The sequence below is a fragment of the Companilactobacillus crustorum JCM 15951 genome (genome assembly GCF_001434585.1).
Lineage (GTDB): Bacteria > Bacillota > Bacilli > Lactobacillales > Lactobacillaceae > Companilactobacillus > Companilactobacillus crustorum.
This window is the reverse complement of the sequence record NZ_AZDB01000010.1, coordinates 16,945-36,592: the sequence shown is the minus strand read 5'-3', so window position 1 is coordinate 36,592 and position 19,648 is coordinate 16,945. Positions and strand designations below refer to the sequence as shown.

Annotated in this window: 19 protein-coding genes; 16 read left to right on the top strand and 3 right to left on the bottom strand. The window is 34.9% G+C overall.

Features of this window, described 5'->3' with window-relative positions:
* Positions 1–3: 3 nt before the first annotated feature.
* The 3 genes from FD26_RS04315 to FD26_RS04305 all read left to right on the top strand — a co-directional run bounded on the left by FD26_RS04315 (position 4) and on the right by FD26_RS04305 (position 2,068).
* On the top strand, positions 4–489 hold the full coding sequence (locus FD26_RS04315) for a PTS sugar transporter subunit IIA (RefSeq protein ID WP_057867211.1): 486 nt from the start codon (positions 4–6) through the stop codon (positions 487–489).
* Between the two features lie 67 nt (positions 490–556).
* Complete coding sequence (locus tag FD26_RS04310; protein WP_057867210.1) at positions 557–1,264, top strand: helix-turn-helix domain-containing protein; 708 nt, start codon at positions 557–559, stop codon at positions 1,262–1,264.
* A gap of 36 nt (positions 1,265–1,300) precedes the next feature.
* Positions 1,301–2,068: a DeoR/GlpR family DNA-binding transcription regulator gene (locus FD26_RS04305; RefSeq protein WP_057867209.1), complete on the top strand. Its 768-nt coding sequence runs from the start codon at positions 1,301–1,303 to the stop codon at positions 2,066–2,068.
* A 70-nt stretch (positions 2,069–2,138) separates the two neighbouring features.
* Here the strand turns inward: FD26_RS04305 and FD26_RS04300 are convergent, their stop codons facing one another.
* Together FD26_RS04300 and FD26_RS04295 are read right to left on the bottom strand one after the other, a co-directional pair.
* Positions 2,139–3,725 (bottom strand): L-lactate permease, encoded by a 1,587-nt coding sequence (locus FD26_RS04300; protein WP_057867208.1) that lies wholly within the window; start codon positions 3,723–3,725, stop codon positions 2,139–2,141.
* Positions 3,726–3,913: 188 nt separating this feature from the next.
* Positions 3,914–4,177, bottom strand: coding sequence for a hypothetical protein (locus tag FD26_RS04295; protein WP_057867207.1), 264 nt, complete (start codon positions 4,175–4,177; stop codon positions 3,914–3,916).
* A gap of 151 nt (positions 4,178–4,328) precedes the next feature.
* Here FD26_RS04295 and FD26_RS04290 point away from each other — a divergent pair, with 151 nt between their 5' ends.
* Positions 4,329–4,826, top strand: a complete 498-nt coding sequence (locus FD26_RS04290) for an acyl-CoA thioesterase (protein WP_057867206.1) — start codon at positions 4,329–4,331, stop codon at positions 4,824–4,826.
* A 59-nt stretch (positions 4,827–4,885) separates the two neighbouring features.
* Here FD26_RS04290 and FD26_RS04285 read toward each other — a convergent pair whose 3' ends face one another.
* Positions 4,886–5,425: a hypothetical protein gene (locus FD26_RS04285; RefSeq protein WP_057867205.1), complete on the bottom strand. Its 540-nt coding sequence runs from the start codon at positions 5,423–5,425 to the stop codon at positions 4,886–4,888.
* 165 nt (positions 5,426–5,590) lie between these two features.
* On the opposite strand from FD26_RS04285, the gene FD26_RS04280 reads away from it, so the two are divergent.
* From FD26_RS04280 to FD26_RS04225, 12 genes are all read left to right on the top strand, one after another.
* Positions 5,591–7,096 (top strand): YfcC family protein, encoded by a 1,506-nt coding sequence (locus tag FD26_RS04280; protein ID WP_057867204.1) that lies wholly within the window; start codon positions 5,591–5,593, stop codon positions 7,094–7,096.
* 27 nt (positions 7,097–7,123) lie between these two features.
* On the top strand, positions 7,124–8,458 hold the full coding sequence (locus FD26_RS04275) for a M20 family metallopeptidase (protein WP_057867203.1): 1,335 nt from the start codon (positions 7,124–7,126) through the stop codon (positions 8,456–8,458).
* A gap of 209 nt (positions 8,459–8,667) precedes the next feature.
* A complete protein-coding gene (gene aroA / locus FD26_RS04270; protein WP_057867202.1) occupies positions 8,668–9,972 on the top strand; it encodes a 3-phosphoshikimate 1-carboxyvinyltransferase in 1,305 nt (434 codons plus the stop codon).
* 80 nt (positions 9,973–10,052) lie between these two features.
* Entirely contained in the window at positions 10,053–10,871 is an 819-nt protein-coding gene (locus FD26_RS10875; protein ID WP_075887755.1) for a Cof-type HAD-IIB family hydrolase, read from the top strand.
* A gap of 232 nt (positions 10,872–11,103) precedes the next feature.
* The gene (locus FD26_RS04260; RefSeq protein ID WP_057867201.1) at positions 11,104–11,412 is read left to right on the top strand and encodes a PTS sugar transporter subunit IIB; all 309 of its coding nucleotides are present in this window, start codon (positions 11,104–11,106) and stop codon (positions 11,410–11,412) included.
* A gap of 102 nt (positions 11,413–11,514) precedes the next feature.
* The gene (locus FD26_RS04255) at positions 11,515–11,850 is read left to right on the top strand and encodes a PTS lactose/cellobiose transporter subunit IIA (protein WP_057867200.1); all 336 of its coding nucleotides are present in this window, start codon (positions 11,515–11,517) and stop codon (positions 11,848–11,850) included.
* A gap of 5 nt (positions 11,851–11,855) precedes the next feature.
* Positions 11,856–13,301, top strand: coding sequence for a 6-phospho-beta-glucosidase (locus tag FD26_RS04250; RefSeq protein ID WP_057867199.1), 1,446 nt, complete (start codon positions 11,856–11,858; stop codon positions 13,299–13,301).
* Between the two features lie 40 nt (positions 13,302–13,341).
* The gene (locus FD26_RS04245) at positions 13,342–14,799 is read left to right on the top strand and encodes a 6-phospho-beta-glucosidase (RefSeq protein WP_082596230.1); all 1,458 of its coding nucleotides are present in this window, start codon (positions 13,342–13,344) and stop codon (positions 14,797–14,799) included.
* Positions 14,800–14,936: 137 nt separating this feature from the next.
* Positions 14,937–15,710 (top strand): MurR/RpiR family transcriptional regulator, encoded by a 774-nt coding sequence (locus FD26_RS04240; protein WP_057867198.1) that lies wholly within the window; start codon positions 14,937–14,939, stop codon positions 15,708–15,710.
* Positions 15,711–15,849: 139 nt separating this feature from the next.
* The gene (celB, locus tag FD26_RS04235) at positions 15,850–17,154 is read left to right on the top strand and encodes a PTS cellobiose transporter subunit IIC (protein ID WP_057867197.1); all 1,305 of its coding nucleotides are present in this window, start codon (positions 15,850–15,852) and stop codon (positions 17,152–17,154) included.
* Between the two features lie 28 nt (positions 17,155–17,182).
* A complete protein-coding gene (locus FD26_RS04230) occupies positions 17,183–18,268 on the top strand; it encodes a DUF871 domain-containing protein (protein ID WP_057867196.1) in 1,086 nt (361 codons plus the stop codon).
* A gap of 53 nt (positions 18,269–18,321) precedes the next feature.
* Positions 18,322–19,485 (top strand): GNAT family N-acetyltransferase, encoded by a 1,164-nt coding sequence (locus FD26_RS04225; protein WP_057867195.1) that lies wholly within the window; start codon positions 18,322–18,324, stop codon positions 19,483–19,485.
* Positions 19,486–19,648 lie beyond the last annotated feature (163 nt).

Below are 19,648 nucleotides of genomic sequence, written 5' to 3'. Positions count from 1 at the left end.
AGTATGGGATTATTTAGTTTTAAGAGTAAAGTTGATTTTTATGCTCCGGTTTCAGGTAAATTAGTCGATTTAAAGGACGTTAGCGACGAAGTGTTTGCCAGTGGAGCAATGGGAAAAGGTTTTGCCATTATTCCTGATGACGGTAATATCTACAGCCCTGTGAAGGGAAAAGTTAGTCAGTTGTTTCCTACAAAACATGCGGTTGGTTTGCAATGCGGTAAGATGGAAGTTCTTATTCACATTGGGATCGATACTGTCGATTTGAAAGGAGAGCCATTTACAACAATGGTTTCTGTTGGCGACAAAGTTGATAATAATTCGGTTTTGGTTAAGACTGATTTCGAAAAAATCAAAAAAGCTGATAAAGATCCTGTAACGATGGTTTTAATTACAAATACTAATAATGTTTTAAAGAGTTTTGATTTAGTTGCCAATAATGGCGACAAAGTTGATCATGCTACCGAGATAGCTGAAGTAAAAGAAAAGTAGTTGTTGTAATACATGAATTTGAAGTGATCCTCCCATAATCCAATAAAGATTATAGGAGGTTTTGCTTTTGACAAAGTTTAGTTTGGATTTAAAATTAAAAATTGTAAAAGAGTATCTGAAAGGTACTAGTTCTTCTAAGTTAGAACAGAAATATAATGTAAAAAATCACTTTAGCGTTTATAATTGGGCAAATAGATATCAAAGATACGGCATTGATGGGTTAAAAGAGAGAAATAAACGTATCAAGTATGATGGTACTTTTAAATTAAAAGTTTTGGACTGGAAATATCGACATCACGCTACATATTCTGAAACCGCTTTGAATTTTGATATTAGTAATACGGGAACAATCGCTAACTGGCAAAAAAAATATAATGATTGTGGATCAGTAGGATTGTTTGGATCCTCAATACACTACGATCAGCAAACGATTGAACATTCAGAAATTGAAAGATTAAAACAGGAAAATGATATTCTGAAAGATGAGAATAATCGTCTAAAGGAAATCAATAAATTGATTAAAAATCGTTTGTCATTTAATGGTCCTAATATTTATGTTGAAGAAAAGAATATTTGCGATGCCAATGTCTTGGCACTGATTCAAGATATTAAACGTGAACATCAAGATTATGGATATCGTAGTGTGACAAAAGCTTTGAAACAAGCTGGATATTCGATAAATCATAAACGAGTGTTACGAATTATGAACGAGAATAAATTGATATGTAAAAATAAATCAAAAAATACGATTATTAAAGAAGGATCACTTCAATAAATAACTACTTAATTTTCATTGTGGGGAGATGAATTTATGATTCCAAGAGAACAAAGGGAACTGCAAATATTAGCTAAGTTAAAAACTGTCAACTGGATATCGACAAAACAAATTGCGGATCACTTTAATATTTCATTTGATACTGCGAGAAGAGATGTTTTGCATTTAACCTCAACTGGTCAAGCTATTAGGGTTCATGGGGGAATCATTTCAACTAAGTATAATGAAGTTCCAGAGTATCTTAATAGGAGACATATCTTGTTCCCAGTAAAAATTGAGATGGCTAAGATTGCCTCGTCATATGTATTACCAGGTAGATTATATTTTATTGGATCTTCAACCACTTTGTTGCAATTATGCGATTTATTAGGAGAAGTGGATACAACAGTTGTAACTAACGCGATTGATAATGCTGAACATCTGATGAACAATAAGTTTCTCAAAATTGAGTTATTGGGAGGAATAGTTGATCGAACTAATCGTTATACGTCTTCTTTGGATACTTTGGTACGATTAAACGACTATATTTTTGATATATCATTTATCGGAGCTTCTCGGATTACAGATGATGGGGATATAACTGTAATGGGAAAGGCTGATGCCGCCATTTTGAAAAAAGTTGTGCAGCGTAGCAAAAAGATTGTTTTGGTAACGCAAAATTATAAATTTACGACTAGGAAGACTTCACCATATGTCGTAGCTAATTGTCAGGATATTGACGTTTTAATTACCGATAAAGAATTGGATGATCAATATAAAAAATATTTTCGAAAGAGTAATATATTTAGATTTATTAAAAGTTAAGAAATTCAAAAAAGCTCTATAATTTTAGGCCAATAGTCTATTAATTATAGAGCTTTCTTTTGAATATATATTAAATGAATAATGTGAAGATATAACCGACAATTCCGACTAGTAGTCCATAAATTAAGGCAGGAGCTACTGTTTTACGTAAAATATTGCCTTCTTGTCCGGAGAGTCCTACGACGGAACTAACAGAAACAATGTTATGAACACAAATCATATTACCAGCAGCGGCTCCAATCAATTGGGCAGCTAAGACTAGCTCTTGACCAACGCCCGCTTTGGTAGCAATATCTGCTTGAATTTGTCCAAAAGTCAATGTAGAAACAGTTGTACTTCCGGTAACAAATGATCCTAGTTGGCCTAAGAAAGGTGCAATAATAATCCAAATAGGAGAGAGATATTTGGAAATTATTTTAGCAATATACATTGGCATACTTGGTAAATCGCTATTGTTTAATCCTGAATTAGTAAAAATTTGAACCATTATCAAAGTAACACTTAAAGCTAGAGCAGTTGACCTCATTGAAAATACTACTTTTTTAGCTGTAGGTAAAAAACTTTTGACTGATTTAACTTGAATCAAGAGACCAATGATGACAGCAATTGTCAGTAGGGTACCTGGCGAGTAGAGAAATTCCCAATCAGAACTAATTGTCTTAAAACCGAGAATGTTTTGCCAAGACAGGTTCAAATTTTGCACTAAGAACTGTTTTAATGGTGCGATAGTTCTAGTAGCAAGTAACATTAAAATAACTACAATATAAGGTGACCAAGCAGTTAATAAGGACATTGAATTGTTAGAAGCAACGATCTTTTGGGATGTAGTCCAAGGATGTTCAAAGACATTTTTGGGCAAAAGAAATTTTAGTTTAATAGAAATAATAGCAATAATAATAGCGCCAAATGGTGCTAAGATAGCTACAAATTCATAACTTACAAATGTAGAGACCAGTAAAGCTAGAAGGCTATAGACTAACCCAATAAAGAGTGACCATGGCACAAGTGCTAAAAAGTCTTTAAGTCGATTTGATTCCTTTTTTCCAAAGAGAAAAGTTAGCATAAAAATTAGCATCAAAGGCATAAAAGTACCAGAGAAGAGATCTAATTGGGTAATTTTTTGGCCGATAGCATTTAAAAAATCGGCTTTTTCACTAACGTTACTTAGCCCCACTGTCAATGGCGTACCTACAGCCCCAAATGAAGCTGGAGTAGAGTCAGCTACCAAGGCCAGGGTAACTGCTCCCATAGGTGAGAATCCTAAAGCTATCATCAAAGGAGCTGTAACCATGGCTGGTGTTCCAAAACCGGAAACACCTTCGATTAAGCCTCCGAATAAAAAGGCTACTAGAATGAGTTGTAGACGCATATCAGCTGAAATTTTGTGAAATCCAGCATTGATTCGTTCAATTGCACCAGTATGCTGCAAGATGTTTAACATCATTAAAGCTCCAAAGAGAATCCAAAGAATTGGCAAAGCTTTGTGAATGGATTGAAAAATTGAAGCTAACAATACTTTTGAAGGCATTTTCCAAATAAAATAGCCTTCTAGTAAGACAATAAAGGCACTGATTGACATCCCCTTAGTGGCCGGCATGTTGAGAACGCCGAGTAATACCAATGGCAAAATAACAGCAGATAGTGCAATAAGAATCATAAATAACTCCCTCTTAAACTAATTTAGTCTATTATATAATTTTTTGGCGTCTAACAGGGAACGATAAGCTGAAAAATAATTCGTGGAAAATGAAATAGTTGCTTTAAAAAATTCTTATAGGCGAAATTATCTGGAATGTTGTTGGATTTAGCCAGTTATTCCCTTGTTTTAGAGGAAAAACATTAGTTCTATAGCATTTGCATAGGACCGCCATCAATTCCTTTAGTTACAGTGACTTCTGTGGGATTGATCGTAGTGTTTTCAGTTAAAATTTTGTTTAGATGATTTTTAAAGTCTTCTTCGCTAAGTTGAGATTTAATATGCCAGGCAGAAAAGTTAGCATTAGCACTAATTTTGCCTAATTTATCAAGGGACTTGATAGTTTTGGGATCAACCAATTTTTTAGAAGCGATATCAACAAAGTAATTAGTGTACCAGAGTAAAAATGCCATAATAGGCCTCCTGTTCGATTTTATAACTACAATAATAACTGTTATTAGTAATGGATAAAAGAATGATTCAATATTAAATTTACCGAGAAAATAAGATAAATAATTGTCGAAAGGTATTTCAAAAAGTACAATAAATTTAGAGAGGTAAGTTATGGGACAAAAAACATGTCAACAAACGAAGACCGTCAGTGAACGGATTATTTTTGATTGCGATTTAAATGATAAACAGACGCTTTTTGGTGGAAAAACATTAAGTCTATTGGATGAAAATGCTGGACTAGCTAGTTTTAAGCTAGTAAACGCAAAAATTGCTACAGCTAGTTATGATCATATTAATTTTTGGCATCCAATAACAACTGACAAGTACATCAAGATAGAATCATTTGTGACAGGAGTTCATGATCGTCAAATTGAAGTTTTTACTAAAATTATCAGTCATGATTTAAAAATGAATCTGTCAGAGATAGCTTTTACTAGTTTCTGTAATTTGATGGTATTGCGTTCAGCCACTCAAATTGAAATTCCTGAGATTACTCCTGAAACTGATGAAGAGAAGTATTTGTGTCAAGGGTTTGCACAACGTTTGGAACAGCGTCAACGTGATTATTCACAAAAAGATGAGTTTTTAAGTCATTTGATGCTTGATTAAAATTTAACACTAAGTAGGCTCTGGTTAACCAATAATGGTTGTCCAGAGCCTTCTGTGTTTTATATCTTTTTATTTAAAACTTCCAAAGCGTTACTCAATCGAAACAGGGTATTCTTAGAGTCATGCAATTGATCGTAAGATAAGTCTAAGTCTATTTCACTTTGGTTTAATTCAAGTTCCAAAAAGAATGGTTTTCTCAACCAAGGAAGAATTGATTGGGAAGCAGGCTTAATCGTAAGTAAATCAGCACTAGAAAAAAGCTTATCTTGTTCAATAACTTTAAAGCTTTTGATTTGAGAATAACTAATAAATTGATAATCAATATTATCGGGGAAAAGAACGATTTTTAGTCGATCAGGATAAGAAGTCATTTTATAATAAGAAATTCCGTGATTTTCTAATTGCCAATGACCGAATAATTTTTCTAAATTGGCGGGATAATAAATAAAGAGCAACAAGAATAAAATTGTCAAAAATGAAAAAATTGCTACTTTTAAATTGATGATCCAGCCTAGTCCTCCTGACAGTAAACTTAAGATTATGCTTATAATAATTGGACGATGATTGATCGTTTTTCCAAATGCAATTGTACCGGTCATATTCATGTCTCCTTTTTGGAACTACTAACATTGTAGTATTTTGCGAGCGCTTACACAACTGATGATACAGGAAAATTTATTTAAAAATATTTCTCTACAAAGCATTGTAATAGTTTATTTTATCGTATATCCTGAGATTATATTCTAAATAAGGGGGATTGAGTCATGGGAAAAAAGGCAAAGAAGCGGCAAATGCCATCCGCTTACACAATTCTATTTTTCTTAATAATCCTAGTTGCTATTTTGACTTGGATTATCCCTGCTGGTCAGTATGCGACTACTAAAGCAGGAAATATTATTGCGGGTACATACAAAGCCCGAACAAGCAGTCCTCAGGGAATCTGGGATGTTTTTTTAGCACCAATTAATGGTATGGTCGGTACTAGTGAAACTGAGGGTTCCATTTCAGTATCACTCTTTATTCTTGTTATTGGTGGCTTTTTAGGAGTTGTCAATAAAACCAAGGCTTTGGACGATGGTATTAGTTCTACAGTTCGAAAGTACAAGGGCAAGGAAAGGGCTTTAATTCCAATTTTAATGATCTTATTCGCTATAGGTGGCTCTACTTACGGAATGGGTGAAGAGACAATTGCTTTTTATCCTATTCTAATTCCAGTCATGATTGGAGTAGGCTACGATTCGATCACGGCAATTTCTTTAGCTTTAATTGGATCGCAAGTGGGGTGTCTAGCATCAACAGTTAACCCATTTGCTACAGGCGTTGCTTCACAGACTATCAATATTTCACCAGGTAATGGATTAATTCCAAGATTTATTTTACTGATTATTGTAACCGGTATCAGTATTGCCTATGTTATGCACTACGCATCTAAAGTTAAAAATGATCCATCGCAATCATATGTGTTCGAACGTCGTCAAAAAGATTTGAAAGAATTTTCAATGACAGACAGAACTGTGAATGAAAAATTAACGGGGAAACAACAAGCTGTACTCTGGTTATTTGCGATTACATTTATTGTCATGATTGTCAGTTTGATTCCTTGGACAAGTTTGAATCCAAATTGGACATTTTTTGAAAGCTTTACTAAATGGCTTACACATGTTCCATTTTTAGGTGCCTTGATTGGAAAAGATTTAGCACCGCTTGGAACATGGTACTTTACTGAAATTACAACCTTGTTCTTTATGATGTCAGTTGTGATTATGTTTGTTTTCAGGATGAAGGAATCCGAATATATCGATGCATTCTTAGGTGGTATGAACGATTTCTTGAGTGTTGCAATTATTGTTGCAGTGGCTCGTGGTATTCAGGTTATTATGAATAATGGTTATATTACAGCAACTGTTTTGCATGCTGGTGAAAATGGACTTCAAAGTCTATCAGCTGGAGTATTCATCGTTTTGACATATATTTTCTATATCCCAATGTCTTTCCTAATTCCATCTACATCTGGATTAGCAGCTGCAACAATGGGAATTATGGGACCACTTGGTAAGTTCTCACACGTAGACGGTTCTTTAGTTATTACAGCTTATCAAGCAGCTTCTGGATTAGTAAACTTAGTAACACCTACATCTGGTATTGTGATGGGTGCTCTGGCTATTGGACATGTAAACATCGTTTCATGGTGGAAGTATATGTGGAAACTAGTTGCTATTTTATTTGTGGTCATAGCTGTATTCTTAGTAGTTTGTTCAATGTTTAAGTAACGTTAAAAAATTCTGGGGGTATTTGAAATGGAACAATTTATTACAGATAAGATTCAGGATGAAGCTATCAACGATTTAAAACAATTGGTTGGAGTTGCTTCTTTTAATGAACCAGCACAAGATAAAGCACCTTTTGGTAAGGGTCCTAAGGCAGCACTTGATAAAATGATGGAGCTAGCTGATAATTTGGGCTTTAAGACTTATGAAGATCCTGAAGGTTACTATGGTTATGCTGACATCGGCGAAGGTGATCAAACTTTTGGTATCGTGGGTCATTTGGATGAAGTTCCAGCTGGAAATTTAGATGCTTGGGATGTTGAACCTTATCAATTAACTGAAAAAGATGGCAAGCTATATGGCCGTGGAACTCAGGATGATAAGGGACCAACTGTTTCAGCTATTTATGCTATTAAAGCTATTTTAGATAAAGGCTATAAGTTTAATAAAAAGATTCGAGTTATTTTTGGTACCGATGAAGAAATTCTTTGGAGATGTTTAGCTGAATATAATAAGAAGGAAGATCCAATTGATTTAGGTATTGCGCCTGACGCTGAATTCCCATTGATTTATGCTGAAAAAGGTTTGCAACAATCATATTTGACTGGTCCTGGATCAACAGAGTTAAATCTTGATTTGGAGAATGCATTCAATGCAGTTCCCGGCAAGGCTATCTATAATGGCCCTAAACAGTCAGAAGTTATGGCTGCTTTGAAGAAGCATAATTTTGATGCAGAGCAAAAGGATAATGAAATTGAAGTCCATGGTAAGTCGGTTCATGCTATGAATGCTCCTGAAGGAATTAACGCTGTTGTTAGATTAGGAATTGCCCTAGCTGATGTTTTCCCAGATATCAAGGTTTTGCAATTCTTGAAGTCATTTGGAGTAGATGCTAACGCAACTAATCTCTTGGGAGATGTTTCAGATGATGTCTCGGGTAAATTGACTTTTAATATTTCTAGTTTAAAAATCACTCCAGAAGAATCTAGAATGCAGATTGATATGAGAATTCCTGTGAAGATTGATCATGATGAATTGATTGAACAAGTTTCTGAAGCCGTAGCTAAATTTGATATGAAGTATGAGAACTTTGATTATGTCGCTCCTCTTTATGTACCAACTGATAGTAATCTAGTTAAAACTTTGATGAAAACATATCAAGATTTAACTGGCGATATGGATTCAAAACCTGCTATTTCTGGTGGAGCAACATTTGCTAGAACAATGCACAATTGTGTGGCTTTTGGTGGTATGTTGCTAACGACACCTGACTTTATGCATCAAGCCAATGAAAATTGGAGTAAAGCTGATATGAGAAAAGCTATGGAAATTTTTGCTGAGGCGATATATCGTTTGTGTGTTTAAAAAATTCCAAAAGTTTATATAAATAGGGCAATTGCCCTATTTTTTTGTATTTAAGACTAATAATTTGTTTTATGTCTGAAAATTAGTTAGCGTAACAGTATGGGAATAAGTGATGATAACTCGAATTCTTTTTTACTTTATTACGCAAGAGTCGGTAATTTTAAAGGAAACGAGAAGTCTGCTCATTAATATATTTGAGGTGTAGCAACATGTTTGATTATAATACGCAACCACGCAAGTTTAAATTTCACGGTGAAATAACAGTTGCAGGAGATAAAAGTATAGCTCATCGTGCCATAATTTTTGGGGCGTTGGCGAATGGTGTGACTCAAATAAGCAATTTTACTTATGCGGATGATTTGACCGTTACAGCGAAGGTCTTTCAAAAGTTAGGGGCTAAGATACACACCGAGGTTAGCAGCAAGGCTATGATTATTAAAGGAATGGATCACCAATTAAGAGAGGTCGATCAACCTTTGGATATTGCAAATGTCGGAACCCTAGAGAGTCTTTTATTAGGCGTTTTGGCTAGTAGCAATCATACGTATGAAATAACTGGTGGAAAATATCTGAGTCAGCGACCTAACAAAAATGTCGTTGAACTCTTGAATAAAATGGGAGCAAATTTCCGATCTACAACGGCTAATGCTTTGCCACTGAAGGTAACCGGGAAAGACGATCTACAAGGGATCGTTTATCATCAAGATATCTCTAGTGCTCAAATCAAAAGTAGCTTGGTTTTAGCAGGTATTTATGCCAAAACTAAAACAACTATTATCCGCAAGCTGCCAACGAGAAACCATACGGAGAATCTGGCAAATTATTTTGGTGCAAGGATCGATATCAAACCTGATATTATTACGATTTATCCGGGGTATAGTAACTTGACGGGTCAAAATCTCACAATACCGGGAGATTTTTCCTCGGCAGCATTTTATATTGCGGGAGCATTATTATCTAGCGGCAGTGAGATAACTTTGCCTAAAATAGGGCTTAATTCAACGAGAATAGGCATGCTAAATGTTGTTAAACAAATGGGAGCAAAGATTCAAGTTCAAAATCAGTCGACTAATAGAATTGAACCTTATGGCGATTTAATAGTTAAATCGCAGCAATTGCATGGAACGACCATTACTGCTAAACAAGTTCCGTTTATAATTGACGAGATACCGTTAGTTGCGTTAGTAGCCTCTCAGGTCAGTGGGAGAACCATTATTAATGGAATTCACGATGTTCATTTACAAATTAGTGATCGTATTAGAAACATGCGTGTTGAGTTAGCCAAATTGGGAATTGTTATGCAAGTTGATGACGATTCGATTGTTATTGATGGCGATCAAAAAATTAAAGTAAAAGATGATGTCGATAGCCATAATGATCATCGAATTGCAATGATGCTCTGTATTGCGTCAATTTTGACTGATTCACCATTCAAAATTAAAAACATTGAAGCAATTGATACATCGTATCCTGGATTTATAGCTGATTTAAATAAGGTCCTTGTCACTAAGTAATTGTGAAAGGGGCTTCTTTTTTATAAAGCTGTGTCGTATGATTAATATAAATTGCATCAATGTAAGGGGTTACTTAATTAATGATTGAATTTATTGGAACTGACTTGGACGGAACGTTGCTTAATAGCTACAGTAAAATATCTTCTACAAATATCCAATCGATCCGTAAAGCGGTCAATTCCGGGGTAAAATTTGCCATTTGTTCGGGAAGGACTTTGCATTCGGTTAATAAGTTTTTTGAAAATGATTTAAAAATTCCCGGTTATCGAGTTGTTTTGAATGGGGCAGTAGTAGTTGATCCTAAGGGAAAGAAAATAATCGATCAGCCTTTAGATCCAGCTATCATTGAGGAAATTTTAAAGCGCTCAAAATTTGATAAATTTAAAGTTGCTTTAGATGGTTTGAACGATGTCCATATTTATGACCCTAATCATAGTTGGACTACTTATTTTGAGGGGATGAGTCGGCATCATATTAGAGAACAGTCAATTAACGATTTAATGAAAATTAATGCTGACGATAATTTTAAAATATACAAAGTCTGTTTTAGTTGTCCCCCAAAACAGTTAGAAATCCTCCAAAAAAGATTAGAATCATTTACCTCCTTGCCAATAACTATCAGCCGATCAGGTAATTATTATTTTGAAATCAATGGGCAGGATATTACAAAATTGTCGGCTCTGCAATCTATTTCTGAATTTGAGAAAATTCCAATGTTGAATTTTATGTGTTTCGGTGATTATGGCAATGACTTGGAAATGATTAAGGAAGTAGGTTATGGCGTTGCGATGGGAAATGCTATTGAGAGTGTTAAAAGAGTCGCCTGGAGGACTACTGAGACGAACAATAAAAATGGCGTTGCAATGATGATCGATCAAGTTTTGAATAAAGAATTTTAATAAGGAGTCAATGACTAGAGTTTATAAAGTCAGTGGTTGCTTTTTATTTTGCGATAAAAAATAAATTCAGATAAATTTGATCTGGTTATCAAGAATTTTTGTTTTTTAATAAAAATATCTTGATAATTCAAGGGAGACGTTATACAATCTAGTTGTTCTATGAAAGCGTTTTTAGTAAACGTTTTTAATAAAAAACAAATAAATAAATTTAAATCAAGAGGGGTATTTAATTATGGCTGAAAAGACAATTATGTTATGTTGTGCAGCAGGTATGTCAACAAGTTTATTAGTATCAAAAATGCAAAAGGCTGCTGAAAGCGATGGTATTGATGCAGAAATCTTTGCTGCTGCCGCTGCTGATGCTGATGCAAAATTGGAAGAAAAGCATCCTGACGTATTGATGCTTGGACCTCAAGTAAGATATCTAGAGGGACAATTCAAAGCTAAGTTGAGTATTCCCGTTGAAGTTATCAATATGCAAGATTACGGTATGATGAACGGTGAAAAAGTTCTTCGTGAAGCTGTAAAATTGATTGGTTAATTATTTTTATTAATAAAAAAGAACAAAGGGGCGCATTTTAGCACCCCTTTCGTTATTTAAAAATGAAGTAAGCGCTTAAAATTATCGAGGGAGATTTTTAAAATGGCTGAAAAAGAACATGATGAACAATTACAAACAGTAATGGGATTAATTATTAATGGTGGGAATGCTAAGAGTTCTGCCTTTGAAGCAATTAATGCTGCTAAAAAGGGACACTTTACAGTTGCTGATCAAAAGCTTAAGGAATCAGATAAGTTTTTAGTTGACGCTCATAATTCTCAAACTGATATGTTAACTAAAGAAGCCAATGGTGACCATGCTAAAGTTACTCTATTGATGGTTCACTCACAGGATCACATTATGAATGCTATTACATTTAGAGATTTGGCTGGAGAAATTGTGGATCTATATAAGAGATTAGACAAAGAAGGAGAATAGTTCTCATGAGTGAAGGAATTCAAATGCCCGAAGGTTTCCTTTGGGGTGGCGCTGTAGCAGCTCATCAACTAGAAGGTGGCTGGAATGAAGGCGGCAAAGGCATAAGTATTGCTGACGTTATGACAGCAGGAGCTAAAGGAGTTGCTCGCAAGGTAACTGATGGCGTTAAGGATGGAGAAATTTATCCTAATCATTGGGGTAATGATTTCTATCACAAATATCCAGAAGATATCAAACTATTTGCCGAATTAGGATTGAAGTGTTTTAGAACTTCAATTGCTTGGACGAGGATTTTTCCAAACGGCGATGAGACAGAGCCCAATGAAGCTGGTTTAAAATTTTATGATGATATGTTTGACGAATGTTTGAAATATGGCATTCAACCAGTTATTACGCTGTCCCATTTTGAAATTCCATATCACTTAGTTAAGGAATATGGTGGTTGGAGCAATCGGAAAATGATTGAATTCTTTGATCGTTTTGCCGAAGTCTGCTTTAAACGTTACAAGGATAAAGTTAAATATTGGATGACATTTAATGAAATCAATAATCAGGCTGATTGGTGCGACCCACATCCACTTCTACAGGATTCAGGTTTGCAATTGACTAAGGATGACAATTGGGAAGAAGAAATGTTTCAAGCCGCTCACTATGAATTCGTAGCCAGTGCGCATGCGGTTGAAATTGCACACAGAATTGATCCTAAATTACAAGTGGGATCAATGATTGCAATGTGTCCGGTTTATCCATTAACCTCTAAGCCAGCTGATATTATGAAGGCTGAACGCACTATGCAATATCGTTATTACTTTGGCGATGTCCAAGCACTAGGTTTTTATCCTGAATGGATTGAAAAATATTGGAGCCGCAAGCGATATGATCTTGATATTACTGCCGCTGATTTAGCCGCTATTAAACGAGGAACTGTAGACTATGTTGGCTTCAGTTACTACATGTCATTTACAACCAAAGCCAATGAAGGCGAAACTCATTTTGATTATGATGAGCATAATGATTTAGTTTCTAATCCATATGTTGAGAAGTCTGATTGGGGCTGGCAAATTGATCCAGTTGGTTTACGCTATGCTATGAATTGGATGACAACACGTTGGCACAAGCCTTTGTTTATCGTGGAAAATGGTTTTGGGGCCTATGATAAATTAGAAGAAGATGGCAGCATTCATGATCCTTACCGCATTTCTTATTTTCACGATCATATTTTGGAAATGGAAAAAGCTGTTAAAGAAGATGGAGTGCAATTGATTGGTTACACGCCTTGGGGTCATATTGACTTGATTTCGGCAAGTACTGGTGAAATGAAGAAGCGTTACGGGATGATTTATGTTGACCAAGATGATGAAGGCAATGGTAGTTTGAAACGCTATAAGAAAGATTCATTTGATTGGTATAAAAAGGTTATTGCTTCAAATGGACAAGATCTTGCTGAATAAGATAATAATTTAAATTAGTCAGATTGAGGGAGTTTTTTATATGACTGAAATAACAAAAAGTGGTTTAAGAAAAGATTTTCTTTGGGGTGGTGCAGTTGCTGCTAATCAACTTGAAGGAGCTTGGGATGTTGACGGCAAGGGTGTCAGTGTTTCAGACATTATGACAGCTGGTGCTTATCAAAAACCTCGTGAAATTACTAAGGGTATTATTCCTGGTAAAAATTATCCTAACCATGAAGCAATTGATTTTTATCATCAATATAAAAGCGATATTAAGTTATTCGCTGAAATGGGATTCAAATGTTTTAGAACGTCAATTGCCTGGACGAGAATTTTCCCGAATGGCGATGAGGCAGAACCTAATGAAGCTGGATTAAAGTTCTATGATGATATGTTTGATGAATGTCTTAAATATGGGATCGAACCAGTTATTACTTTGTCACATTTTGAAATGCCTTATCATTTAGTTGAAGAATATGGTGGCTGGAGAAGCCGTAAGGTAATTGATTTCTTTGTTAAATTTGCGACAGTTTGTTTTAAACGTTACAAGGACAAAGTTAAATATTGGATGACATTTAACGAAATCAATAATCAGACTACATTTACCAATGATTTTTCAATTGCAACTGATTCTGGTTTGATTTTTAGAGACAATGAATCAGAATCTGAACGTGAGGCCTTGATGTATCAAGCTTCTCATTATGAAGTTGTGGCTAGTGCCTTGGCAGTTAAGATTGGTCATAAGATTAACCCTGATTTTGAAATTGGAAATATGGTTAACTTTACACCAGTTTATCCAGCATCATCTGATCCTAAAGACATTCTGTTGGCCGAAAAAGCTATGCAAAGACGTTATTGGTGGGCTGATGTTCAAGCTTTGGGAGAATATCCAGTTGGTATGGAAGCATACTTTAAGAATCATGATCTCAGACCAGATATTACAGCTGAGGATCGTATTGTTCTAAAAGAAGGAACGGTTGATTACGTTGGTTTCAGTTATTACAATTCAATGACTGTTAAGTATAGCGATGATAATCCAGAATTTAAATTTATTGGTGACCGAGAAACTGTTAAGAATCCTAATTTGAAATATAATGATTGGGGTTGGCCTGTTGATCCAATTGGTTTGCGTTATTCAATGAACTGGTTAACAGAACATTATCACAAGCCCGTTATGATCGTAGAAAATGGTTTTGGTGCTTATGATAAAGTTGAAGCTGATGGCAGTATTCACGATGACTATCGAATTGATTACTTGAGAGCTCATGTCAAACAAATGATCACAGCGGTTAATGAAGATGGAGTAGATCTTTTGGGTTATACGCCTTGGGGATGCATTGATTTGGTTTCTGCTGGAACAGGTCAAATGTCTAAACGTTACGGCTTCATCTATGTAGATAAGGATGATGAAGGTAATGGTACACTTGAACGTTCAAAGAAAGATTCATTCTATTGGTATCAAAAGGTAATCCGTTCAAACGGATCGCAATTAGATTGAATCAAGTAAATAAGCTGAGACAAAACCAGAATAGTTTGTCTCAGCTTATTTGTTTTATGGAATAAGTAATTTGTTACATATATAATAATTAGTGTATTTACTAAAAATGATATAGACCAATTAAAGGAGATTAAAATATGTTTCCATATCAAAAAGTTCATGAGCTAAATCGTTTAGAGCTAATTGTTTATAAGTATATTATTGGGCATACTAAAGAAGTTCAAGATATGACAATTAGAGAGATGGCTGATGCCGCACATGTATCGACGACTACGATTCTGAGATTCCTAAAAAAAATGGATTACAGTGGTTTTTCGGAATTTAAATTTGCTTTGAAGCAGAGTCTAAAACAACCAGCTAAATCTCAGCAAGATCCAAGTATGGAACCGATCAAAAACTTCTTTCAATTAGTGGCTGATGAAGAGCCATTTGATAATAAAATTAATCAAGCTGCTGATATGATCAATGCATCTGATTTAGTACTCTTCTTTGGGGTAGGCAACAGTGGACGAATTGCTCAGTATGGGGCTAGTATCCTTTCTAGTTATGGGATTTATTCTTTGCCAATTATTGATCCTTTCCAACCTGAGCCTTTTTCAGATCGTGACTTTAGCAAGACTTTATTAATTTTAGTTTCTATTTCAGGGGAGACCGATCAAGTTTTGGAGCAGGCACGTTATTACAAGAAGAATGGTGCTGAAACAATTGCTTTGACAGCTAACTCTTATTCAGTCTTAAATCAGATTACAGACTTTTCGATTTCTTATGATACGCCACAGAATCGTAAGGGGCATATTAATGTAACAACTCAAGTGCCAATTGTCTATACTTTAGAACAAATATCCAATTGTGCTTATCATAAGATGGTAGACCACATTGATAATAAGTTTACGGAACATGTTACAGATTAGTAACATGTTTTTTGTTTGATAACTTATTATTTTGTTTATAAAAACAGACATATTTTAATGAAAAGGTTTACAATGGTCCTTGTAAGCGGATTACAGTGTTTCTGCTTAGTAACAAATTTTATTTGAGGGGGTTTTGCATATGGCTGAAAAGAATTCTAGCAGCTTTGTCCAAGATAAGATAATTCCACTTGCCGGCAAGCTTGCTTCTTCTCGTCATTTGATTGCATTGCGTGATGGTATGACATTGGCTGTTCCAATGATTATCATTGGTTCAATCTTTATGATCATCGCTCAATTTCCAATTCAAGTCTATCTAGACTTTATGGCTAGTATCTTCGGCAAGAATTGGGCAACAGTATTACAATATCCAACCAACGCTTCATTCCACATTATGGGATTGATTGCTGTCATTGGTATTTCCTTTAACTTGGCTAAGAGTTATAAGGTTGATCCTATCTCTGCTGCAATTGTTTCATTAGGTGCTTTTGTCCTAACGATTCCATTGAAGACAGATAAGGCAGGGGCTTTGTGGATTCCATTGACACAATTCGATTCTGCCGGTTTATTTACAGCTATTATTGTCGGTCTATTCATTACTGACTTCTATGTTTGGATGGTTCATAAGAACTGGACAATCAAAATGCCTGACACAGTTCCACCAGCAGTAAGTAACTCATTTGCTGCATTGTTCCCAGGCTTAATTATTTTACTTTTTGTTTGGGTAATTCGTTTGGGTGTTGAAGCAACACCAATGCAAAGTATTCCAAATATCATTTCCTTCTTCTTGGCTGATCCATTAGGTCATTTAAGTAACACTCTACCCGGTGCTTTGGTAGCTGAATTCCTTGTTTCATTCCTATGGTTATTCGGTATTCACGGTGCTAACGTTGTTTCTGGTGTTATGATGCCTATCTGGCTAACAGCTTTGAACCAAAACCATGCAGCCTTTACTGCTGGTAAAGCATTACCAAATATTGTTACGACATCATTCTTTGATAACTTTGTTCACATGGGTGGTTCTGGTGCCACAATTGGTTTGGCATTCTTATTAGCTTTTGCTGCTAAGAGTAAAGAATTAAAGACTCTAGGTAAATTGGTTGCTGGACCTGCAGTATTCAATATTAATGAGCCTATTGTCTTTGGACTTCCTATTGTTATGAATTATAAGTTAGCTGTTCCATTTATTTTGACTCCACTTGTTAACGTTACAACAACTTATATTGGTATGGCTACTAACTTGGTTGCAAGACCAATGGGTGTCTATATTCCATGGACAACTCCACCAATTCTATCTGGATTTATTGCAACTGGCCATATTTCTGGTTCTGTTATGCAAATTATCAACATTGTGCTTGATACTTTAATTTACTTCTACTTCTTCAAGTCAATGGATAAAGATAAATTGGCAGAAGAACTTGGACAGACTAAAGAAGCTGCTAAATAAGATTAATTAATTTTTTGGAGGTCATGTTTTGAGAAGACTTGGACTATCATTATATCCTGAGCATTCTACCTTAGAGGAAGATAAAAAATATCTTGATACCGCAAGTAAGTTGGGGTATTCTCGAATCTTTGCATCACTATTAGAATTAGGCGATGACAAAGATAAAACAATTAATCGCTTTAAAGAGACGATTGCCTACGGGAATAAGCTTGGCTTCGTTACGATTGTTGATATGAACCCTAGATTATTTAAAGCTCTTGATATTAGTTATGATGATTTATCATTTTTCCATGATCTGGGAGCCTCAGGTATTAGACTTGATGAAGGTTTCTCTGGTATGGAAGAGGCTAAAATGACTCGCAATCCATATGGATTGAAAATTGAAATTAATATGAGTTCAGGTACACACTACTTAGACAATATTATTTCCTATCATCCCGATACCAATAATCTTCTTGGCTGTCATAACTTTTATCCTCAAAGATATACTGGTCTTGGTGAAGAATTTTTTACCAAGTGGTCAACATTCTTTAAGAATCGTAATATTCACTCAGCTGCCTTTGTCAGCTCACACAATGCAACATTCGGTCCTTGGCCAGTTCAAGATGGTCTGCCAACGCTGGAAGATGATCGCGATTTGCCAATTTCAACGCAAGTTAAACATCTGCTGTTAAGTGGAGTAGTTGACGATGTAATAATTGGTAATACCTATGCATCAGATGAGGAACTTAAAGAAGCGGCAACTGCTTTCTTTGCTCCATATCCAGTTCTAAAAGTAGATCTTTCTGCAAACATTACTGATCTTGAAAAGGAAGTTATTTTGAAATCTACTCACGTTTATCGTGGGGATGCATCTGACTATTTGCTTCGCAGTACTATGACAAGGGTTGAGTATCGTGATGGAAACTTTCCAGCTCATGATACAGATGATATTAAACGTGGCGATATCATTATAGTCAATGAAACTTACGGACAATATAAAGGTGAGACGCAAATTGCTCTACGTGATATTAAGAATGATGGTCGTCGCAATGTAGTGGGACATTTGAATTCAAATGAGGCCTTCTTGTTGAATTACATTAAGCCTTGGAGTAGTTTCAAATTAACTGAATAAAATCTAAAAATACTATTCTCAATTGAATAGTATTTTTTTATAGGGAGGGTAATATGAATAAATATTTACTTGATGAAAATAAATTTGATGATTTTTACGATCTATATTTATATTCTTTTAATCGTCAGCCTTCACAACAACGGAAAAATGTTTTAAAAGAAAGATATGAACAATCGCTTGTCTACGGTATTATGAATGGTAAAAAACTAGGTAGTGGTTTGTTTAGTATTCCTTTTGAGATCAATTTCCATGGTACTAATTTTAGAATGAATGGAATCGGCGATGTCATGAGCGCCCCTGAGTTTGGTGGCCGTGGTGGAGCTAGTACTTTATTAAAAACGGCCTTGACGGATATGTATCATAATCAAGTTACTCTCTCATATTTAACACCGTTTTCCTTCGGTTATTATCGCCAGTTTGGTTATGAACAAGTCTTTGATCATACAAAAATTACTGTGAAGAATAATGACTTGCCAAGGGTTTCTCAAACCGATCAGGGTTATATTGAAAGAATTAACATTAAGGATATATCTGATAATTTGAAAAAAATTTATTTTGAAAATAACCATTTAGGTGGCCTGGTTAGATCTAAGTGGTGGTGGGATCATATGCTGGATAAACATTCAAATTATCAAGTTGCATTGGCCTTTGACAATCAACGAACTCTGATAGGATATTTGATCTATTATACTCAAGAGGATAAATTTATTATCCACGAATGGATTAATATGAGTCCTTTGAGTCGGCAATTGTTGCTTAAATTTGTTACTAAACATCAATCTATTTTTTCTACATTTATTTATGAATCACCAGATGCTGATTTCAAGTCTGATGTATTGAGCAATCCATATTCAGCACGGGTAGAAGTGATTCCATATATGATGGCCAGAATAGTTAATTTGAAAGACTTTGTAAGTCGTTATCCAGTTCAAAAGATGCAGCTAGCTAAAATATATTTTCGAGTAGAGGATTCTTTGGAGTGGAATCAACATACTTGGGCTTTGGCAATTAATGATGGAATTGTTGATTTTAAAATTGCAGATGGTCATAAAGCGGATTTGGAATTGGATATTCAAGATTTAACTAAAGCAATGTTTGGCTATCGAACATTGAATTCCTTGGCTGAGTATGGTCGTATAAAGGGAGAACAAGATAAGATTTCTGCTTTAAATCAAATATTTGTTAAGAATAAACCACAGTTAATAGATTATTTTTAACATTAATTATAATAATTACTTATTTAAAAAATAAGTATATTATTCATTGAAAAATATAAAATAGATAGTACCATCAAGTTGTAGACACTTTTGTATGAAAGGGGTTATGCAATTGACATGGCATGAGTGGCAAGTATCGCCAATTATAACGAGTATATTTTTT